Source organism: Nocardia sp. CA-151230, assembly GCF_050942175.1.
GTDB lineage: Bacteria > Actinomycetota > Actinomycetes > Mycobacteriales > Mycobacteriaceae > Nocardia.
In genome coordinates this window covers 7,250,452-7,270,400 of record NZ_CP192061.1, presented here as the reverse complement: position 1 = coordinate 7,270,400, position 19,949 = coordinate 7,250,452, and the positions used below count along the sequence as shown (strand labels likewise).

The 19,949-nt window shown below is 68.2% G+C and carries 17 protein-coding genes, 1 tRNA gene and 2 pseudogenes; 8 read left to right on the top strand and 12 right to left on the bottom strand.

The window, feature by feature from the left end:
- Nucleotides 1-68: 68 nt before the first annotated feature.
- Entirely contained in the window at nucleotides 69-1,400 is a 1,332-nt protein-coding gene (locus ACQP1O_RS34215) for a putative glycoside hydrolase (protein ID WP_433562490.1), read from the top strand.
- A 50-nt stretch (nucleotides 1,401-1,450) separates the two neighbouring features.
- Here the strand turns inward: ACQP1O_RS34215 and ACQP1O_RS34210 are convergent, their stop codons facing one another.
- Nucleotides 1,451-1,810 (bottom strand): ArsR/SmtB family transcription factor, encoded by a 360-nt coding sequence (locus ACQP1O_RS34210; RefSeq protein ID WP_354835904.1) that lies wholly within the window; start codon nucleotides 1,808-1,810, stop codon nucleotides 1,451-1,453.
- Nucleotides 1,811-1,989: 179 nt separating this feature from the next.
- Between ACQP1O_RS34210 and ACQP1O_RS34205 the strand changes: the two genes are divergently transcribed.
- From ACQP1O_RS34205 to ACQP1O_RS34195, 3 genes are all read left to right on the top strand, one after another.
- The gene (locus tag ACQP1O_RS34205; RefSeq protein WP_433567887.1) at nucleotides 1,990-3,888 is read left to right on the top strand and encodes a heavy metal translocating P-type ATPase; all 1,899 of its coding nucleotides are present in this window, start codon (nucleotides 1,990-1,992) and stop codon (nucleotides 3,886-3,888) included.
- A gap of 106 nt (nucleotides 3,889-3,994) precedes the next feature.
- Nucleotides 3,995-4,219, top strand: coding sequence for a hypothetical protein (locus ACQP1O_RS34200; protein WP_433562489.1), 225 nt, complete (start codon nucleotides 3,995-3,997; stop codon nucleotides 4,217-4,219).
- Between the two features lie 126 nt (nucleotides 4,220-4,345).
- Entirely contained in the window at nucleotides 4,346-5,701 is a 1,356-nt protein-coding gene (locus ACQP1O_RS34195) for a DUF2254 domain-containing protein (RefSeq protein WP_433562488.1), read from the top strand.
- Here ACQP1O_RS34195 and ACQP1O_RS34190 read toward each other — a convergent pair.
- The 4 genes from ACQP1O_RS34190 to ACQP1O_RS34175 are packed head-to-tail and all read right to left on the bottom strand — an operon-like array spanning nucleotide 5,672 to nucleotide 10,410.
- Nucleotides 5,672-7,900 carry a hypothetical protein gene (locus ACQP1O_RS34190; protein ID WP_433562487.1) on the bottom strand — a complete coding sequence of 743 codons (2,229 nt, stop codon included), beginning with the start codon at nucleotides 7,898-7,900 and terminating at the stop codon, nucleotides 5,672-5,674. The two genes, ACQP1O_RS34195 and ACQP1O_RS34190, sit on opposite strands and share 30 nt — an antisense overlap.
- On the bottom strand, nucleotides 7,897-9,144 hold the full coding sequence (locus ACQP1O_RS34185) for a hypothetical protein (RefSeq protein WP_433562486.1): 1,248 nt from the start codon (nucleotides 9,142-9,144) through the stop codon (nucleotides 7,897-7,899). Before ACQP1O_RS34185 ends, ACQP1O_RS34190 begins: the two co-directional genes overlap by 4 nt.
- Before the next feature lie 9 nt (nucleotides 9,145-9,153).
- The gene (locus ACQP1O_RS34180; RefSeq protein ID WP_356999350.1) at nucleotides 9,154-9,297 is read right to left on the bottom strand and encodes a hypothetical protein; all 144 of its coding nucleotides are present in this window, start codon (nucleotides 9,295-9,297) and stop codon (nucleotides 9,154-9,156) included.
- Between the two features lie 9 nt (nucleotides 9,298-9,306).
- Entirely contained in the window at nucleotides 9,307-10,410 is a 1,104-nt protein-coding gene (locus ACQP1O_RS34175) for a serine/threonine-protein kinase (protein ID WP_433562485.1), read from the bottom strand.
- Between the two features lie 188 nt (nucleotides 10,411-10,598).
- Between ACQP1O_RS34175 and ACQP1O_RS34170 the strand changes: the two genes are divergently transcribed.
- From ACQP1O_RS34170 to ACQP1O_RS34155, 4 genes and pseudogenes are all read left to right on the top strand, one after another.
- Nucleotides 10,599-10,671: transfer RNA gene (locus ACQP1O_RS34170), tRNA-Ala, on the top strand.
- A 109-nt stretch (nucleotides 10,672-10,780) separates the two neighbouring features.
- Nucleotides 10,781-11,144: pseudogene (locus ACQP1O_RS34165) on the top strand (transposase); the annotation flags it as partial.
- Nucleotides 11,145-11,359: 215 nt separating this feature from the next.
- Nucleotides 11,360-11,794 (top strand): hypothetical protein, encoded by a 435-nt coding sequence (locus ACQP1O_RS34160; RefSeq protein WP_433562484.1) that lies wholly within the window; start codon nucleotides 11,360-11,362, stop codon nucleotides 11,792-11,794.
- Nucleotides 11,795-12,388 (top strand): annotated as a pseudogene (locus ACQP1O_RS34155) (IS701 family transposase); the annotation flags it as partial.
- An 83-nt stretch (nucleotides 12,389-12,471) separates the two neighbouring features.
- On the opposite strand, the gene ACQP1O_RS34150 reads toward ACQP1O_RS34155, so the two are convergent.
- The 7 genes from ACQP1O_RS34150 to ACQP1O_RS34120 form a co-directional block, all read right to left on the bottom strand.
- A complete protein-coding gene (locus tag ACQP1O_RS34150) occupies nucleotides 12,472-13,284 on the bottom strand; it encodes a class I SAM-dependent methyltransferase (RefSeq protein WP_433562483.1) in 813 nt (270 codons plus the stop codon).
- Nucleotides 13,281-13,751: a nitroreductase/quinone reductase family protein gene (locus ACQP1O_RS34145; RefSeq protein WP_433562482.1), complete on the bottom strand. Its 471-nt coding sequence runs from the start codon at nucleotides 13,749-13,751 to the stop codon at nucleotides 13,281-13,283. Before ACQP1O_RS34145 ends, ACQP1O_RS34150 begins: the two co-directional genes overlap by 4 nt.
- On the bottom strand, nucleotides 13,748-14,956 hold the full coding sequence (locus tag ACQP1O_RS34140) for a cytochrome P450 (protein ID WP_433562481.1): 1,209 nt from the start codon (nucleotides 14,954-14,956) through the stop codon (nucleotides 13,748-13,750). The genes ACQP1O_RS34145 and ACQP1O_RS34140 overlap by 4 nt, the downstream gene beginning before the upstream one ends.
- Nucleotides 14,957-15,179: 223 nt before the next feature.
- A complete protein-coding gene (locus tag ACQP1O_RS34135) occupies nucleotides 15,180-16,127 on the bottom strand; it encodes an alpha/beta hydrolase (protein ID WP_433562480.1) in 948 nt (315 codons plus the stop codon).
- A 4-nt stretch (nucleotides 16,128-16,131) separates the two neighbouring features.
- Nucleotides 16,132-17,595 (bottom strand): flavin-containing monooxygenase, encoded by a 1,464-nt coding sequence (locus ACQP1O_RS34130; protein ID WP_433562479.1) that lies wholly within the window; start codon nucleotides 17,593-17,595, stop codon nucleotides 16,132-16,134.
- Nucleotides 17,596-17,609: 14 nt separating this feature from the next.
- Complete coding sequence (locus ACQP1O_RS34125; protein WP_433562478.1) at nucleotides 17,610-18,422, bottom strand: acyl-CoA thioesterase domain-containing protein; 813 nt, start codon at nucleotides 18,420-18,422, stop codon at nucleotides 17,610-17,612.
- A 58-nt stretch (nucleotides 18,423-18,480) separates the two neighbouring features.
- Nucleotides 18,481-19,941: a polyketide synthase gene (locus ACQP1O_RS34120; RefSeq protein WP_433562477.1), complete on the bottom strand. Its 1,461-nt coding sequence runs from the start codon at nucleotides 19,939-19,941 to the stop codon at nucleotides 18,481-18,483.
- Nucleotides 19,942-19,949 lie beyond the last annotated feature (8 nt).

Genomic DNA, 19,949 nt, shown 5'->3' with positions numbered 1-19,949 from the left:
CGACACCTGGGTGCAGGCGCGATAGTGATGCCAACAGCTGTCAGTGGAAGTTGGTGTGTACGTTGCTCATGCGACTCCGGTCGATCCGCCGCCGGCGGTCCACCCTGCTCGCGATCGGCGCGGTCGTGGTTCTGGTGCTCGCCGCGCTGGTGTTCGTCTTCGGCCGCGGCCGCCCCTCGGCCGCCGGCGCCGACGCCCGGCCGGCCCGCCTGGAGCTGGCCCCGACTCCGGCCGCCACCTCCTACCGTGATCCGGTGACGGTGCGCGGCACGGCGATCGGCGCGAAGCAGGTGTCGGTGGGCGACCGGTCCGTCCAGCCGGCCGAGGACGGATCCTTCGAGATCCAGCTGCCGCACGCACCGCTCGACACCACCGTCGTGGCCACCGGCGCCGCGGGCGACCACGTCACAACGCCGCTGAAAGTGGAGGTGGCCCTGCCGCGCATCCGGGCCGTCCACGTCACCGCCTACGCCTGGGCCTACGACCCCATGCGCGATGCCGTGCTCGACATGGCGCGCGAGGGCCGCATCGACACCGTCGAACTCGATATCAAGGACGAGGACGGGATGGTCGGCTACGACTCGCAGGTGCCGCTGGCCCGCGAATCCGGCGCCGCCACCACGATTTACGACGCGTCCGCCGCGCTGAAGCAACTGCACGACATGGGCATCAAGGTGGTCGGCCGGATCGTCGCCTTCCGCGACCCCACCCTGGCCGGCTGGGCCTGGCACAACGGCCACCCCGACTGGGTGATCCAGAACCCGTCCGGCCAGCCGTACTCCAGCGGCTACGGCGCGATCGCCTTCACCAACTTCGCCAGCCCCGAAATCCGTTCCTACAACCGTGATCTCGCGGTCGAGGCGGCCCGGCTCGGCTTCGACGGCGTCATGTACGACTACATCCGCCGCCCCGACGGCGACCTCGCCGGCATGCAGTTCCCGGGCCTGGCCGAATCGCCGTCGGACTCCATCGCCAACTTCCTGCGCGACTGCCGCGAACCCGTGCACGACGCCGGAGCCTCGTTGAGCGCGGCCGTCTTCGGCATCGCCGCCACCCGCCCCGACGAGATCGCCCAGGACATCCCGTCCATGGCCCGCTACGCCGACTTCCTGGCCCCGATGCTCTACCCGAGCCACTGGCACACCGGCGAATACGACGTCGCCAACCCGAACGCCCAGCCCTACGACATCATCTTCCGGTCCCTGCAGGACTTCCGCGCCCGCACCGCGGGCACCGACGCCCAGATCATCCCGTGGCTCCAGGATTTCAGCCTCGGCGTGGCCTACGGCGACGCCGAGGTGAAGGCGCAGATCGACGCCACCTACGCGGCGGGCTACAACGGCTTCTTCCTCTGGAATCCCGCGGTCAGCTATCACCCCGGGGCTCTCGCGCCCAACTGACCTGCCTCGCAACGCTTCTCGTCGGGTCGGCCCCGCCGATCGCGTAGGGGTCAGGCGGTGGTGGGACGGTCCGCGAGCCCCAGGCGCAGGTGTTCGCTGTGGTAGATGGCCTCGTCCAGCAGTTGCGCGACGTGGTTGTCGTAGAGGCTGTAGACGATGCTGCGGCCGGTCCGGGTGCCCACGACCAGCCCGAGATTGCGCAGCAGGCGCAGCTGATGCGAGACCGCCGACTGCTCCATACCGATCGACGACGCCAGCTCGGTGACCGCGAGCGGGCCCTGGCGCAGCTCGCTGAGGATCAGTAGCCGGCTGGGCGTGGCCAGCGCCTGCAGGGTGGTCGCGACATGGGTGGCGGCCTCGGCGTCCAGCCGTGCCGTCGGCCGATCGCGGCCCTCGACGCCATGTCCCATAACACAGGAGGGTACCTCGAGGAACTTTATACACATGAAGACGTCTTCATGTGTTCTGGTATTGTCGCCGCGGTCAGGGGTAGCAATGGAGGTGAGTCGTGGTCGTGGCGACGCCGGTACAGGCATCCGCGCAGCCGGAAGTGGCGGTCCGCCGGACCCGCCTGTTCGAGCTGGCCGAGATGCGATGGGCCGCAGTGGCCCTCGCACTGTTCCTGCTCGGGCTGGTCGCCCAGCCGGCCGGCGCGCCGAGCTGGCTGTGGTGGGGGCTGTACCTGGCCTGCTACGCCGCGGGCGGCTGGGAGCCGGGCTCGGCCGGGCTCCGGGCGCTGCGTGAGAAGACCCTCGACGTCGACCTGCTCATGGTGGTCGCGGCCCTCGGTGCGGCGGCCATCGGGCAGATCACCGACGGGGCCCTGCTGATCGTCATCTTCGCGACCTCCGGGGCGCTGGAGGCGCTGGCCACCGCGCGCACCGAGGATTCGGTGCGCGGCCTGCTCGACCTCGCGCCCGAGACCGCGACCCGGCTCACCGGCGCCGGTGAGGAGACCGTGCGCGCCGCCGACCTGGGCATCGGCGATGTGGTCCTGGTCCGCCCCGGCGAGCGAATCGCCGCCGACGCCACCGTGATCGACGGCGGCAGCGAAGTGGATCAGGCCACCATCACCGGCGAACCGCTGCCCGTGGACAAGACCACCGGCGACGAGGTGTTCGCCGGCACCCTGAACGGCACCGGGGCACTGCGGATCCGGGTGGATCGCCGCGCCGAGGACTCGGTGGTGGCGCGTATCGCCGTCCTCGTCGAACAGGCCGGGCACACCAAGGCGCGCACGCAGCTCTTCATCGAGAGGGTGGAGCAGCGGTACTCCCTCGCCATGGTCGCGGTGACCCTGGCGGTGTTCGCGATTCCCCTCGCTTTCGGCGACCCGCTGCAGCGAGCCCTGTTGCGCGCCATGACCTTCATGATCGTGGCCTCCCCGTGCGCGGTGGTGCTGGCCACCATGCCGCCCCTGCTGGCCGCCATCGCCAATGCCGGGCGGCACGGCGTGCTGGTCAAGTCGGCCGTGGTCATGGAGCGGCTGGGCGTGACCACGCGGGTCGCCTTCGACAAGACCGGGACGCTGACCCGCGGCGCCCCGCACGTCGACGAAATCCGCAGTGTCGATTCGGAATTCAGCGAGTCGGAGGTGCTGAGGCTGGCCGCGGCCGCCGAACTCGACAGTGAGCACCCGCTCGCGGCGGCCATCGTGCGCGCGGCTCGCGCCGCTGGGCAGCAGCTGCCGGCCGTCGAAGGATTCGCCGCAGATCCCGGCCGTGGTGTCAGTGCCCGGATCGGGCAGCGTCGGATCGCGGTCGGTTCTCCGGCGGCGCTGCTGTCGAACTCCGGGCAGGGTGCGCCCGACGCGGACCGGGCTGCCCGCACGGCCGTGGACGGATTGCAGGAGGAGGGATTCACCGCGGTCGTCGTCGCCTGTGACGCGCGCCCGATCGGAGTACTGGCGATCACCGATCAGCTCCGCCCCGAGGCCGCCACCGCAATCGATTTCACGGCACGCGTGACCGGGGCCGCCCCGATTCTGCTGACGGGGGACAACAGCCGCGCCACGCATCGTCTCGCGGCTCGGGTCGGGCTGATCGACGCCCGCGCCGAATTGCTCCCGCACCAGAAGGTCGATGCGGTGCGGGCCCTGCAGTCGGCCGGTGACCGGGTCGCGGTGGTCGGCGACGGCATCAATGACGCACCCGCTCTCGCCGCCGCCGACACCGGAATCGCCATGGGCGGAGCGGGTTCCGACCTGACCCTGCAGACCGCCGATGCCGTGGTCGTGCGCGACGACCTCACCGCCATCCCCGCCGTCATCGCCCTGTCCCGGCGCGCTCGCCGGGTGGTGGTCGCCAATCTGGCGATCGCCGCGACCTTCATTGCGGTCCTGGTGATCTGGGACCTGGTCGGTACCCTGCCGTTGCCGTTGGGCGTCGCCGGTCACGAGGGTTCGACCGTGATCGTCGGCCTCAATGGTCTGCGCCTGCTGCGCCGCGCGGCCTGGCGGCAGTCCGCCCCCTATCTGTCCAGCACGTAACTGCCCGGGGCGGCCTCGATCGGCTGGTATCGGGCGTTACCGAGATTCGCCGGTACGGGCGCCGGCTCACCGGAGCGGTCGGTGGACCAGCCTGCCGTTCCTCGGTTTGATCCGCCAGCCGACGCTGATCCTGGCGGGCGACGACGATCCGATCATTCCGCTCGTGAACGCGAAGATCATGGCCCGGCTCATGCCCGACGCGCGGTTGCACGTGTACCACGACGGCCATCTGGGTCTGGTCGTGATTTCCGATCAACTCGCCCCGGAGGTGAGCCGATTCCTCCGGGGCGATCGGCAGCTCGACCTGCAACGGATGGACGCCGTTCGCTGACCCTGGGCGCGGCGTGGCGCTGAGCAGGGGGTACGGTGATCAGACGTCCGGGGATCTCGGATGGGTGAGCCGGGAAGTCTGGTCGGCGTCAGGACATGACGCCGGAACAGCGCAGGAGGCTCGACTGTGGCCGGCATACCCCTCGAATTCGACCGCCACCGTGAGGCATTGCGGACCAATCTGTGGTTCGTGCCGACCGTGGAAGTGCTCGCGGCCATCGGGCTGTTCGGGATCACCTACCTGCTGGACCGGGCGGCATATCAGGGCGGGTTCACCTTTCCGTCCTGGGTGATCGGCGGCCCGCCCGACACGGCGCGGCAGGTGCTGACGGCCATCGCCGCCGCCATCATGACCGTGGTGGGTGTGGTCTTCTCCATCACCATCCTGGCGCTGACGCTGGCCTCCACCCAGTTCGGTCCGCGCATGCTGCGCACCTTCATTCGCGATCGGGGCACCCAGGTCACCCTCGGTACCTTCGTGGCGACCTTCGTCTACGCCATCGCCGCCCTGGTGTCCATCGGATCGGATTTCGTGCCGCACATCACCATGACGGTGTCGATCGCGTCGCTGGTGCTCGATCTCGCCGTGCTGATCTACTTCATCAATCACATCGCCATGGCGATCCAGTTGCCCAATGTCATCGCCGAGATCGCGGGTGAGGTGGCGGCCGGAATCGAGGCGCAGCGCAACGACGCGCCCACCACCCCGCATTGCGGGCCGACGGCGGCCGAATTGCTGGATCGTATGGCGGGCGAGGGCGGCGAGGTCCGGGTGACCGGCAGCGGATACCTGCGCTACATCCGCTACGAGCAGCTGGTCCGGCTCGCGACCGAGGCCGACGCGGTGATTCACCTGCCCTACCGGCCCGGGCATTTCCTCACCGAGGGGCAGGTGGTGGCCACCGTCTGGCCCGCGTCGGCGGCCGGGCGGATAGCGGAGAACTTCTCGCGCGGGCACGTGGCCGGGCCCACCCGGTCGCTGACCCAGGACATTTCCTTCGGCATAGACCAGCTGGTCGAAATCGCCGTGCGCGCGCTGTCCACCGCGGTGAACGACACCTTCACCGCCCTGACCTGTATCGACTGGCTCGGTGACTGCCTTTCGCGGATCGCGGTGGTGTGGGAGCCGAGCCCGGTCTACCGCGGCAAGAACGGCTATATCCGCGTCATCGCGGCGCAGGCGAGTTACGAGCGGCTGGTGCAGCGGGCCTTCGAGAAGATTCGGCAGTCGGCGCGCGGCATGCCCGCGGTCATGATCCGGCAGCTCGAAGCGCTGGCCCAGATCGCGGATCACACAACCGATCCCGAGCGGCGCAGCATCCTGCTGGAGCAGGCGGAGATGATCGAGCGGTCGGCGCGCGAGTCGGTGCCGGAGGACGCTGATCTCCAGGACGTGCTGCGACGGTATCGGGTGCTGGTCGGCGACGCGGAGCTGCCGCTGATTCAGGCCGTGTCAACGCCAGAACTGCCAGGCACGGCGTGAATCCTGTTCTTGCGGTATGAGTGTCGCCGCGGCCGGCAGGCTGTCCGCGGGGTCCAGGACCAGCAGGGCGGTAATGGCCTGGGGGAGGTCCAGGCGGGTGCGCAGCCAGGGCCAGCCGCCGGTGAGGGTTTCCGTCAGGTCGGCCGGGGGGAGGTCGAGGGCTGCCACCGCGGACAGGAGCGTGGACGGGGGCATGTCCCATTGGCGGGCGCAGGCGGTGACCAGGGTGGGGAGCTGATCGCTGGGGGTGAGGGCGAGGATTCGGCGCAGGGCGGGGACGGCGTCGGGGGTCCGGGAGCGGGAGACCAGGGCGGAGACGACGAATTCGAGGTCCGCGGTCAGAGCGGCGGACAGGGATTCGGTGGGGGATTCGGCTTCCAGTGGCTGCTCGGCCGGGGTGCGCAGCAGGGCCGAGAGTTCGGCGCGGGACCAGGTGCCGCGCTGCCTGCTCCATCCGAATGCTCTGCGGGGCAGGCGGAGTCCGTCTCGCTGCTGATCGTCGGCGGGCGCCGGGACGGCGAGGACGACCAGGGCCGCGATCGGTTCCGGAAGGTCCAGGATCTTGCGTAGCGTGCGCCACGCGGGGCGGAGGGCGGCCACCAGTTCGGCCGGTTCGGAGCGGGTGAGGGTGAGGGCCTTCAGCAGGGCCGTGGCGTCGATCGCGGGGTAGCGGGTGGCCTCGGCCAGCAGCGTGGGCAGCAGGTCGGCGGGGGCGCAGGCCAGGATCTGTTCCAGCGCATAGCGATCGCGGCCGCTGCACGAGACGTTCACCACCAGCTGGGCGACGATGCCGAGGTTTGTGTACACGGCCCGGCGCAGGATACGGCTGCCGCCGGTGTGAGTGCCCGGATCATCGACCTCGGCGGTGAGGGCCGCGTAGACCAGGGCCCGGTCGCGGGAGCCGATCGCGTGCTCGCGCAGGGCGCGGTGGCGCAGCAGATGGGCGGCGATGTTTCGACGATGCTCGACGTCGCCGGTGGCCCAGTCCCGCTGGAGGCGCGGCCACACCGATTCGGCGTCGGAAGAGGTCAGCGGCGCGGTCCCGGATTCCAGGCGTTGCCATGCGGAGGTGGCCAGCGCGTCGCTGAGATCGATGCCGAGCTGCCGGGCCACCTCGACGGTGCGGGTGCGGTCGCGACCGTCGGTGAGGACGCGGTCGGTGAGAACCTGCTCGAAGGTGCGGCGGACGCTGGGACGGTGGTCGAGTCGCGCCAATGCCTGTGCGACGCTGGGTCTCCCGATGGCGAGACGGACGACGCGCCCGGCCACCGCGTCGTCGCGCAGCCAGTCGGGGTTCAGCTCCGGGTCGGTGATCACCTCGGCCAGGTGGTCGTCGTCCAGCTCAGCGGGACTCAGGGTGCGCAGGTGCCGTCGAAAGCACCAGTGGCCGATTTCGTCCGCGGTGGACAGGGATTCGGGAAGCGTGACACCGGCGCGCCGGTGGCCGATGATCTGCTGCCCCAGCAGGACGAACGGGTCCGATTCGTCGCCGGGATCGCCCGGTGTGACGATGCGGCGCGCGCCGCCGGGCGCGGCGGGGCTGTCGCGGGTCACCGCGGTGATCGCGGCGGGAGCCGAGGACGGCGTGCTGGACGTGCAGAAGGTCAAGTCCCGCAGGCTGTTCCGGGGCAGCAGGCCGTAGAGCGCCCGCAGCATGGCCACGGCGTCCGTGCCGCTCTCGACGTGCAGTTCGATGGCGGGTCCGCGCCCGGCCAGATGCGCCAGGGTGTAGCCGAGCAGCGCGGGCAGCCAGTCCAGGTCGAGGTAGGCGTCGGCCGCGGCGGTGACGGCCGGACTGTGCTCCACGGAATTCGGCAGCGGCGGCCAGTGATCGGTGGGAAATTCGGCGTCGTCGAGCGAAGTGCGGAATCGTCCCGCGTCATAGAGGCTCAAAGTCGTTGCGCCGTCGAGTGTCCCGCGATCACCCGCGACGAGGTGTGCCACACAGGTGCCCGGCCGGTCATTGGCGGGCGTCTTCAGCACTGCCACCGCGAGTCCCCGCACCACGGTGAACTCCAGCGCGAACGCCTCCGGAGACGCGGGCGAACCATCCCAGCTGACCAGCGACCCCAGCTCCCGCGTGGTGGATCCCAGTGCGGCGGACCAGTTTCCGGATCTGGCGACCACGCCGACCCCGGTCCCGGAGGACTCCAGCGTCACCATGGCCCAGCCGCACAGCAGTTGCGCGAAACCCGTCATCGGTCCGCCCGTAGCCGGTCGATGCGGTCGAGCATGTGGATGACCGGGTCCACGGCCGCGAACGGCTTGAACACCGGATAGGTGTTGTCGGCCCGCTTGCCGCACCCGACCGCCGAGACCGGGAAGTAGCGGTTGTGCGGGAAATGGATGGAGAGCGTGGCGTCGACGGCCGGAAACAGTTTGCGCACCAGGCTTCTGGTCGCGTCGGAGCGATAGTCGATCTGGCCGGGCTGATAGAGGTTGCCCGCACCATTGAGGCTGTAGGGCGTATCGGCCCAGTCGGGCGGCGGCGCGACCAGGCCGACCTCGGGCAGGTTGATCAGCGACAGCAGATCCGATTTCGCGATGATGGTCGAGGCGTGCAGGCGCGGCGGCTCGATGGGCAGATCCAGCGGATAGCTGTTGGCGGTGCGCCACAGCTTGGCGATCTGGTCGATCATCATCTTGGTGCGGCCCACGGTCTGGGAGTGCTCGACATTGTTGTTCAGGCTCTCCTCGTTGGCCGGTCCCGCGTGCTCGCGCATGATGGCCAGGTACTGCTTGTTCAGCGTGGACGGCACCACGAACCAGAGGAAGTCGGCGATGGCCAGGTGCGGGCTCACCTTGGCCGCGATCTCGGCGTCGGCCACATCCTCGCCCGCGACATCCACGAAGGCGAGATTCACTGTGCGCCTGGTGGACAGCGAGGTGAACTTGATGAGGATCGGGGTGCGGACCTGCCAGCCGCTCCAGGCGTGGGTCCGGGTCTGCTGCTGCGCCATCGGCGGTTGCGGCGGGCGTGGGGCCTGCGGCAGACCCGTCGGCTGCGGTGAGCCGAGCGGCCCGATGCCGTTCTCCTGGCGCTGCTGCGCGCCGACGTAGCCCCGCTTCTGGGTGTAGCCGATGGCCTGCCGGTTCATCAGCGTGTTCTCCAGCGCGGCCAGCATTTTCGTCGAACGGCGGGACGGCACGATGGACCATTCGCGGGCCAGCATCGGGTCGTTCATGACCGAATAGATCATCGACACGATGAGATGCGTCTTGGACGAGGCGGATTCGCCGACGAAGCCGATCACGGTGGTCGGATGGTCGAGGATCTCCTCGTCGATCTCACAGCCGTTCGGGCAGCGCCGGTCCAGGCGCCGAGAATAGTCCCCGACGCGGGTCGCGAAACCGCCGTTGGGCTGGCGCAACACCCAGATCCAGGAGCGGCGGGCGGTATCGAACTTGAACTCCGCCAGGCAGTTCAGGCAGACGATTCGCACGGGCACCCCTCAGAGCACGGTGTAGGTCAGCCACAGCAGCGTGGCCAGGAAAAAGGCCCCACCGACCGCGGACGCCACCCGCAGCCAGTGCCAGGAGCGGGATCCGGCGTACACGTACTGCTGCCAGGCCAGGCCGGCCCGTCGGTTGTTCATCGCAGTTCCTCACAGGTGGTGGGCGATCGACAGGATCACCCAGGCGAGCAGCACGAAAACCAGCCAGCCCAACGCGATTCCGGCACCGGCCGCGCCGAGCAGCACGCCGCCGATGTAGCGGGGGTCGTCGCGGGTCAGTCCCGCCAGGACACGCTGGCGGTATTCCAGGGCCGGGCGGACGAAGATGCCCCACAACCCGGTCGCCGGCAGGTCGACGCCGTGCCGTTCCTCCGGCGGCCGCACCGGCGGGCCCGGGGTCAGGACGCTCGTCCGCGCGCGCACCGGCACGGTGACCGGTTCCGGCCTGGGGCCCTTGATGGTTCGGGTCAGGTTGCGGGTCTCGGAGTGGACCGCGTCCCGGAAATAGTGCTGGAATTCGGCCGCGGATTGGAAACGCAGCGACGGATCCGGCGAAAGCGCCTGATCCAGCACCGATTTCAGCCGGCCGGGCAGCGGCGCCGGCGCGAACACCGCCTCCAGTACCTCATGGCACACCACCGCGAACGAGTACACGTCACTGAGATGGGTGAACCTGCCGTGTTCGAGATACTCGGGCGCGGAATAGTTCTGCGTGCCCACCACCTGGTTGGTGCGGGTGAGCCGCAGCATGTTCTCTCGCATCTCGATGGCGATGCCGAAATCCGCCAGCTTCGCCGTGCCGTCGCGGCAGATCATGATGTTCTCGGGCTTGATATCGCGGTGCACCACCTGCTTGGAGTGCGCGTACACCAGCCCGCTGAGCGCGTCGGTGAGAATCCGGGCCAGCGCCGGCAACGACCAGTTCTCCTGGGCCCGCATGAACTGCCGCAGATTCTCCCCGTGAATGAACTCCATCACCAGAAACGGTGAGCGGCACCCGTTCTCGGCGAACACCCCCGAGTCGTGCAGCATCACCACATTGGTGCAGTTCATCTGCGCCGCGATCCGCGCCTCCCGCTCGAACCGCTGCCACGCCACCTGCTCGTCCTGCGCCCGCACCGCGACACTGCCCGCATCGAGCACCTTGACCGCAACCTGCCTGCGCAACTGCCGATCCCAGGCATCCCAGACCTCGGCCATCCCGCCCTTGCCGACCAGCTCCCGCAGCTCGTACCGGCCATTGATCAGCCTCACCGGCGTCCGACCTTCCCCGCGGAGCGGCCGCCTTCCCCGCGAACCACCCCGGACGACAACGAATCACCGCCCACTGTACGCGCGCGCGCCCACCCCCTGCCCACCCATATTTCCAGCCGATTTGCACTAGAGGGGGTCCCGTGGTGTACCTTCTCCCAGTCGCCCGGGAAACCGCGCGGCAACCATCCGGGGCTATGGCGCAGCTGGTAGCGCACCACACTGGCAGTGTGGGGGTCAGGGGTTCGAGTCCCCTTAGCTCCACAGAGAAACGGCCGGTCATCGCAGGTTTTGCGGTGACCGGCCGTTTTTCGTGCAATACACGTGCAACATCGCTGGCGGGATGCGCGGGTGGCGTGCTCATGGTGCCCACATGACGAACGCCCTGCCTGACCGTGATGACCAGTCACAGTCAGAGGACCTGGCTGCGTGGGTGGCCGGGTTGGATGATCTGCTCGGGCGGGTGGCTGGCCGGTTCTTCCGGGCGGAGCCGCGGTTGCGGGCCAGGGCGTATGTGCGTGGCCTGTTGGCGCCGCTGGCCGGGAAGAACGGCTGGACCTTGGCCGAAGGCTGCGGGCGATCAGACCCCGGATGGGATGCAGCGACTGTTGAACAAGGCGGCTTGGGACGTCGATGGGGTGCGTGATGATGTTCGCGCGTACGCGGTCGAACACCTGGGTGACCGAGACGGTGTGCTGATCGTCGACGAGACAGGATTCGTCAAGAAGGGAGTGAAATGCCGATGTCGGCATTTGGTGCCTTATGACGAGCCGGCGGTAATGCCGAAGTGCGGCCAGGAGATTGGCTCTGAGGTCGCTGTCCGAGGCTGATTGAGGGGCATTTCGTGGTGGTGGGTCCGGTTCGGGTGTCTCTGGTTGTCGATGAGTCCCATCGATGACAGGAGACGACCATGGAATCTCGAGACGGAGCACGGTGCTGGGGTTCGATCGCTGTGGATGGCCCGCTGGCGCCGTTCGCTGACGGGTTACGCCGTGAACTGGCAGCTCAGGGATATGCCCTGGACACGATCGTCGATCACGTGCATCTGTTGGCGGATCTGAGTGATTGGCTGTCCGGCCGCGGTCTGACCGGCGCGGGACTGACGAGCGAGGTGGCCGGGGAGTTCCTGCGGGACCGTCGCGCTCGGGGCCTGCGCATCGGCGTGACCGTTCGCGCGGTCATGCCGATACTGGGGTATCTGCGCGAATTGCGGGTTGCCCCACCATGTTCGGCGGTTGTCGCGGCCACTGCGCAGGATGTTCTGCTGAGCGAGTATCGCCGTTATCTGGAGTCCGAACGGGGGTTGTCGGCAGCCCAATGCCGCAGGCAGGCAACGCCTGCCCGCGGCATTGCATCCCTCGTCGGCATTACCGCCGGCTCGTCATAAGGCACGAAATCTGCTGGGGTGCAACGGCAATATTCGGGAACGGCAGGTCGCGTCGAAAACTGTCAGCTCGGGGTGTTCTGCGCTTACGCCTCCGATAAGGGTCGCACGTTGATCGATGCGGAGTTGTATCTGCCGAAATCCTGGACCGAGGACCGCGACCGCTGCCAGGCGGCGAATGTGCCCGACGAGGTTGTCTTTGCGACCAAACAGGTTCTGGCGCAGCGGATGCTGGGCCGTGCTCTCGATGCCGGTGTCCCGGCCCGGTGGGTCGCCACGCTCGGGTCGGTCAGCGAGGCGGGTCCAGGCTGCCGACGGTGGCTGCTGGCCAGGCGCTCACTGACCCGCAATACCAAGGGCGAGTTCGAGATCGCCTACTATCTCTGCGGCGCTCCGATCGGCACGACCGACGAGGAACTGATCCGCGTCGCCGGCGCCAGGTGGGCGGTCGAGGACTGTTTCCAGACCGCGAAAACCGATGTTGGGCTCGACCGGTACCAGGTCCGCCGCTACGACGCCTGGTACCGGCACATCTCCTTGGCGATGCTCGCCCACACTTATCTCGCCGTCACCGCCGCGATCTCCCCAAAAGCGTAGGCAGCGACCTCATTCCACTCGCTATCGCAGAAATCCGACGTCTGCTCGGGCAGGGTACCAGTCGACTGGGTTCGCGCCGGCGGCTACCGGAAGGTCAACTGCGCGATCAGGTGCCGATGGTCGCGAATGAGCGGCAGCCGACGTTGGGCCCCGAGAGCCAGCGGACCGGACCAGCCGCGCCCCGGAATCATCCGAAGCTCTCGGTAGGACGCGACTCCCGGAATTCGTTGCGGCAGTGCGCGAGTTTGCGGCACGGTGAGGCCGAACGGCATGTGCGGAACCATGTAGTCCGATTTGCGCGATAGCCGCACGCCCTTCGCCGTGCGCTTCGTGAACCCGGGCGGCAGCACGTCGAAGATCAGGCTCGCACCCGGAAACCGTTGGGCCATATCACCGATGAGGGCGAAGACCTCATCCGGCGACAGGTACATGAACAGCCCCTCGGCGGTGATCAGCACATCCGTGCCGTCGACCAGGTCGAACCAGGCGCGGTCCAGGGCCGACATGGCCACCGACCGCATCCGTGCTTCGGTCGGTAACAACTGCCGCCGCAGGTCGATCATCTCCGGCAGATCCACCGAGATCCAGTCCAGGTCCGGTGCGCCGAGTCGCCAGTAGGTCGTCTGGAGACCCTCACCGAGCGCCACGACGGTGCCTCCGGGCGAATCCCGGTGAAAGCGCTGTATTTCCGCGTCGATGGTGCGTGCCCGCAGCACCTGGGTTCGGGCGGGGTGCCCGAAGGTCCGGAAGTCGAAATCGATTGCTTCGCACAGCTCTTCGGCGAGGATGTCACGAAAATCCGTATAGGACGCCGCGGATTCGACCGCCCGGGTCCACAGCGTCCACAGGGCCGTGACCGGAACCCCCTGCAACGCCGCCACGGAAATCTCGCTCACAGTTCGCGCAATCGCACGAGGGGAATCCGGCGCTCGGTGCGGGATTGATACTCCTGGTAGAACGGCCGGTCTGTGGTCAAGGCCGCCCAAAGCCGTTCGTACTCGGGTTCTTCGATGATCTCCGGCTGCGCCTGGAAGGAGGCGGACCGCACCTTGACCCGCACCTCGGCATTGGCACCGGTGTCGGTGAGGTTCCAGTACCAGGCCGGATGCTGGGGCGCTCCGATGAAGGACGCCACCACGATGCGGTGCCCCGCCCCGTCCACCCAGAAGGGCAGCGCCACCTTGTGGGTCTTCCCGCTTCTGCGGCCGACCGTCTGCAACAGTAGATGCTCCATCCCCGAGCTGATCCAGACCTCCTCCATATCGGTGAATTCCAAGCCCATGACATGTTTGCGCCCGAGCTCGATGAGTTTGGCTCGCTCGGGTTCGGTGAACGGGTTGTTGCGCTGATTGGTCAGGCTCACATCACACCTCCATTGACTTCGAGAATCGCCTCATCGGCGTAGGAAGGCGCGCCCAGCGCGACCGGCAGTTCGGCCAGCTGCCATACCGCCGATCCGTCGTGCCAGCGCACCTGTTCGGGCTCGACGGCCAGCCGCGCGTCGGGATAATCGCGCAGTAGCATGCCGATCGCGACCTCGAGTTCCGTACGCGCGATCTGGTTACCCAGGCAGTAGCGCGCGCCGTAGCCGAAGGCCATGTGGGGCTTCGCGTTTCGGGTGGGGTCCACCCGCTCCGGATCGGCGTATACGGTCGGATCCAAATTGGCCGCGCCGATGGACGGGACAACGAAGTCGCCGGGCATCATGTCCACGCCGCCCAGCGAGATGGGCTCACGAACCCGCCACGGCAGTCCCTCACCGCCGGCCAGGGCGATGGTGCGCAACAGCTCGTCGACCGCACCCGGGATCCGATCCGGATGTACCCGCAGTTCGGCGCGGAGGTCGGGGCTGAGCAGCAGCCGCAGCACGATCTTGCTCAGCATGTGCGCGGACGATTCGTAGCCGCCGACGATCAGGGCGAAGACGACGGTGACCAGTTCCCACTTCTCCAGGTCGTCGCCGTGCAGCACCAGGTCGGAGACGAAATCGCCGGTGGGCGTGGTCCTCCGGGCCTTGATGAGCCCCAGTACGTACTTGCCGAGATCCTGCAGTGCGGTCTCGGCGCTGCGCGCGCCAGCGTCCGCCACCGAGGCATCGGCCAGCAGCGCGCTCACCCACTCCCCTACGTCCTGTTGATCGCCCTCGGCGATGCCGACCAGCTCCCCCAGCACATTCAGCGAGTAGGGTTTGGCGACAACGGATACGTAGTCGCCCTGTTCCGCCGCGGCCAGTTCCGCGAGCCGCCGGGTCATGATCGCCGCGGCGGCGGCGCGCAACGCGGCCATCCGCGCCGGGGTCAGTTCCCGGCCGATGACCCGCCGCAGTTTGGTGTGGATGCTGTCGTCGAGGCTGCCGATACCGCCCTGGAGCAGCAGGCCGGCGGTGAGCCGCGGTGCGGACTCCTGCGACATGCCGGTGCGGCTGAATGCCTTCTGGGAGTAGACGGTTCGTACGTCTTCGTATCCGGTGACCAGCCATGCCGCGTCACCGTAGGGGTATTGCACCCGCGCGATGCCGCCCGATCCCCGGACCTCGTCCATGACCGGATCCAGGTGCAACGATCTCATCGTCTCCGAGGGATACCGATGTACGGGACATTGCGTTATGTCCATTGGACCCTCCCCATCGACGCATGCGTTCGAATACGCCACTGCGCCAACCTTTCTCAATATTCACTGGGCTGAATTGCGCGAATTTAACGATGGCTCAATATCTTTCGAAGATCGCTGGTGCCCCTCTTCGACTTCCCCTGCGCTGTAACGTGTTCTAGATCAGTGTACAGTGATTCGATCATGAAATGACTTGTGAACAAGCGCGTGCGCCCCTGACCCGATCGAGCGCACCGGCGCGGCCGTAGATACCTTCCGAAAGGGCGGCGGCGAAATCCTCGACGGCTGCCTCGGCGACGCCGATGGGCATGCTGTGAAAGACGTGCCACAGCCCGCGGAATTCGCGATGCCGCAGGGGCACACCGAATTCCGCCGCGTGCGCGGCGAAGCGGCGGGCGTCCCCGCTCAGCAGGTCGTCACCGGCCGAATGCATGACGATCGGGGCAACCCCGGCGATATCGCGGTAGAGCGGCGAGCGGTCTCGCCGTTCGGACTCCGGGACACCCGGCAGATAAGCGTCGATCAGCCCGGCCAGCAACGACGGAGTCAATACCACGTCTCTGTTCGTAATACCTTGGAAAGCAGAGGAATTCGAAGTCATGTCCAGCATCGGGCAGATGAGTCCCAGAATGGCGGGCTGCGGCAAGGGTTCGCCGCGCAGCTGCAGGGCGAGGTCCACCGCCAGTCCCCCTCCGGCCGAATCACCCACGACCGCAATGCGTTCAGCGGGTATTCCAGCATCGACGAGCGCCCGATACGCGGCCACAGTGTCCTCGATCGCCGCCGGATAGGGGTGTTCGGGAGCCAGGCGGTAATCCAGGACGTGCACCGTGGTGTCCATTGCGGCGGCCAGCGCACCGGCGAGGGTGCGGGCCATGCGCGGTGTGCCGAGAGCGTACCCGCCACCGTGCAGATAGAGCACGGCAGCGTCCGGAGGAGCCGCGCGGGGCTTCAGGACTTCGACCGGTAGGCCGCCGAGCCGACCGGTTCGCACGGCGACACCGCGCGGGGCACGAGCGTAGGTCGTGCCCGCGTCGATCCGGGCACGGACCGTGGGCCAGTCCGGGGCCGGGCCGAACCACCAGCGGCTCACCACGCAGGTGAGGAAGCGCCAGAGCAGCGTGTCCACAGTGTCATTTCCGTTCCGCCGGGCACGGCGTCAGGTGGTAGTCGAGCGGGTTCGGAGCGCTGCGGATCAGCTTCTCGTAGCGGTGCGGGCTCCATGGCCACACTTCCGGCACGCCGTCCGCGCCCAGATACCAGCTGCGGCAGCCGGTAGCCAATGCCGTATTCGGCGCGGCCTCGCGCATGCGGGCGTTATAGCGGTCGGTGGCGTCCCGGGTCGGCGCGACGGTCTCGAATTCGCCCGCGCGCCATCGTCGCAACCAGCCGACAATGCGGACCGACTGCGCCTCGGCGATCGCGGTCAGCGGATGGTTGGCGACCGGGCTGTGCGGGCCGATGAGCATGAACAGGTTGGGGAACTCCGGGATCATGACGCTTTCGTGGGCGCGCGGGCCGCTCGCCCACGCCTGATCCAGGGTGTGGCCGCCGAGGCCGGTGATCGCCATCGGTCGCATGTACGCGTGCGAGTCGAACCCGGTGGCCAGCACGAGGACATCGAGTTCACGCAGCCGCCCGTCGACCGTGACCACGCCGCGCTTCTCGACGCGGTCGATGCCGTCGGTCACCACGGTGACATCGGGACGCTGAACGGCCCGGTAGAAGCTGTCCGACACCACCATGCGCTTGCACATGGCCTGGTAGTCCGGTGTCAGCTTGCGGCGTAGCTCGGGATCCCGGACCGACCGCAGATGTTGTTCCACCACCCACTGGATGAACCGGCGCATCCGGCCCGGATGCACGAGACCCTGCGAGGCGGCGGCGAAGGCGGCGCGAAAGAACCAGTAGGACGCCACGCCGAGCACCGGCGCCCGCCGATACAGCGCCTTCGACAGCGGCGTGTATTTCCGATTGACGGTCGGCAGAATCCACTGCGGAGTTCGCTGGAACACAACGACTTCGGCTTCCTTGCCCGCCAGCGCACCGACCAGCTGCGTGCCGGTGGATCCGGTGCCGATCACGCCGACCCGCGCGCCGGTCAGCTCGATATCGTGCCGCCAGCGCGCCGAATGCATGACGTCGCCGCCGAATTCGTCCAGGCCGGCGATATCGGGCCAACTCGGGTGATGCAGAAAACCCGTCGCGCACAGCACGAAGTCGAAATCCTCGACCGTCTCGTCCGAGGCGCTGACCTGCCAGCGCACGCCGTCGAACGTCGCGCCGGTCACCTCCACACCGAAACGCGTCCATTGGTGCAGCCCCTGCGCGCGGGCCACCCCGAGGAGATACCGCTGGATGTCCGGGCCCGACGAATACATGTGCCGCCATTGCGCATTCGGGGCGAAGGTGAACTGGTAATACCGCGACGGCACATCGCAGACCAGCCCGGGATAGGTGTTGTCCCGCCAGGTGCCGCCGAAATCATCAGCCTTCTCATAAATGACGAGGTCGGTGAATCCGGCCCGCTGCAGCGCAACTCCCATGCAGATGCCGGAGATTCCGGCGCCGATGACGGCGATCCGTGGAGTTCTCATCCGATGGCCATCGCTCACTGGGCCTGCGCTGTCGCGGAGACCTCGGCGGCGAAGGCGGCAGGGTCCACGGCCCGGCGCGTGTTCGAGATGCCGGACGCGACGGAGACGCCCAGCGGGCCGCTCCGGTCGTACAGGGTGGCCGCGGCGATCGCGATGCCACCCGCGGTGATCCGTTCCTGGGCCTGCAAGCCCACCTCGGAGCTCTCAGGCGGGCGCGAAAGCGTAAGGGTCACATCACAATTGATGTACCCGATGCCCGCGCTTCCCCAATTGCAGAGCATGCTGGTGGTATCGGCGGCATAGGCGGCCATCTGGAGCGGCGAGTTGGACTCACCCTCGACCATCGGGGCCACGTCGTGCCATACGGACTTGCGATCGCCGTTCAGGCCCGCCGCGAAATCACCGGTCCAGTCCTGCTCGCCGAATTTGAACTGGATCGGATTCCATTCGGCGCTCGGCGGCGGCGCCGCGAACTGCCGGTCCGGCTGCCAGACCTGTCCCGGCGATTGCTCCCCTGCGGCCAAGTACATCAGGGTCGCACGCACCCGGACCTCACCGGCCTGCTCGAGCGCGACATCGACGACACGCACCCGCCTGCCGTCGCGAACCACCTCGCTGCGAAACCGGATCGGTTCGTAGACCACCGGTCGGAACAGATCGACCGTGAACCGCGCCGGCACGAACAGCGGTCCGGGATCGTGTGTTTCGGCTTCCCGCGCCAGGAGCCCGCAGACCGCCGTCCCGGCCACCTGCGACGGCGCCCATGGGCTGACCGCCCATTCGGTCGCGACATACTGTCCGCCGACACTTTCGAAGAAGGCAGCCACTACGCCATACCCCTATCGATCTCGAATTGCACTGAGTTGGACATGTTTCAGCCGGTCGCTACCGCGGAACTCTCGGCGCCGTACCGAGAAATGCGGGGGCGCAAGGGATCCGATTCCATCCGGGTCGCTGGATGTCGCCGCCCGGCGGCAGCGCCGGGGTGCCCTCCGGCGCGGGGCCGACGATGACATGCGCATTGGTGCCGATGGCGCCGAACGAACTCACCCCGGCGAGCGGGCCCGCCTCTTCGAGCGACCACGGGACTTCGTGCCCGGAGAACCGAATATCGCTGCCCTCCAGATCGATTCGCGGGTTAAGCGTCTGGAAGTGCGCCAGCGGCGGCACCGTGCGTTCGCGAACACACAGCAGCGCCTTGATCAGCCCGGCCACTCCGGCGGCGGCCTCGAGATGGCCGAGGTTGGCCTTCACCGCGCCCACATGCAATGGCTTGCCGCCGTTTCGGGTACCCAGCGCGGCGACAATGGCGCTCGCCTCGATGGGATCGCCGAGGGAAGTGCCGGTGCCGTGCGCTTCCAGCAGTCCGATCTCCTCGGGCTTGCATCCGGCGTCGGCCAGCGCCGCCTCGATCACCCGGCGCTGAGCCTCGGCGTTCGGCGCGGTGAAACCCGAGGAGCGCGCGTCCTGGTTGACCGCGGTGCCGTGAATGACACCCAGCACCCGATCGTTGTCGCGGACGGCGTCGGCCAGCCGCTTCAGCACGAGCAAAGCGCCGCCCTCGCCCCGGACATAACCGTTGGCCCGTGCGTCGAAGGCCTTGCACAAGCCGTCGGGGGCCATGGCGCCGGTCTGCTGGATGACCGCGGTGGAGCGCGGCGACAGCATCAGGCTCACACCGCCCGCGAGCGCGAGGTCGGATTCACCGCGCCGCAGCGCGGCCACCGCGTGGTGGACGGCCACCAGCGAGGAGGAGCACGCGGTGTCGAATCCGGCCGCGCCGCCGCTGAATCCGAAGTGATAGGCGATGCGGCCCGCGGCGAAACCACCGCCGATGGCCAGCGCCCAGTGCGGATCGACCTGTTCGGGTTCCCAGGCCGCGTAGTCCTGACGTCCGGCAATGCCCACGTAGGTGCCGACCGATTCCGGAAGCTCCCCGTTCGGGTCCATCCCGGCGTGCGCCAGCGCCTCCCAGGCCACCTCCAGCATCAGTCGATGCTGGGGGTCCATGGCCTGGGCCGCCTTGGGGGCGAAGCCGAAGAAACCGGGGTCGAAGGAGAGCGGGTCGGTGACGAAACTGCCCCGCGTCGGCAGGTAGTCCCATTCGTCCTCGAAGGGCCAGCGCCGGTGCCTGGGCATATCGGTGATCAGGCTGCGCCCTGCGCGCAGTGCCGCCCAGTAGGCGTCCAGATCCTCGATGCCATCGGCGAAGCGCAGGCCCACCCCGATGACCGCGATGGGCCCGCCGACCGGGGTCGACGGCGACTGCTCGCGTAGCTCCTTGATCGTCGCGGTGGCGCGGCGCAGCGCCGCGCGCAGGGCCGCCGTCGAATCCGGATCGTCCATGGGAGTGT

Coding starts and splice junctions, on each gene's coding strand:
- ACQP1O_RS34205 (WP_433567887.1), top strand. CDS start 1,990: ATGCGATGGGCCGCAGTGGCCCTCGCACTGTTCCTGCTCGGGCTGGTC.
- ACQP1O_RS34210 (WP_354835904.1), bottom strand. CDS start 1,810: ATGGGACATGGCGTCGAGGGCCGCGATCGGCCGACGGCACGGCTGGAC.
- ACQP1O_RS34215 (WP_433562490.1), top strand. CDS start 69: ATGCGACTCCGGTCGATCCGCCGCCGGCGGTCCACCCTGCTCGCGATC.
- ACQP1O_RS34190 (WP_433562487.1), bottom strand. CDS start 7,900: ATGACGGGTTTCGCGCAACTGCTGTGCGGCTGGGCCATGGTGACGCTG.
- ACQP1O_RS34180 (WP_356999350.1), bottom strand. CDS start 9,297: ATGAACAACCGACGGGCCGGCCTGGCCTGGCAGCAGTACGTGTACGCC.
- ACQP1O_RS34140 (WP_433562481.1), bottom strand. CDS start 14,956: ATGAGATCGTTGCACCTGGATCCGGTCATGGACGAGGTCCGGGGATCG.
- ACQP1O_RS34130 (WP_433562479.1), bottom strand. CDS start 17,595: ATGAGAACTCCACGGATCGCCGTCATCGGCGCCGGAATCTCCGGCATC.
- ACQP1O_RS34120 (WP_433562477.1), bottom strand. CDS start 19,941: ATGGACGATCCGGATTCGACGGCGGCCCTGCGCGCGGCGCTGCGCCGC.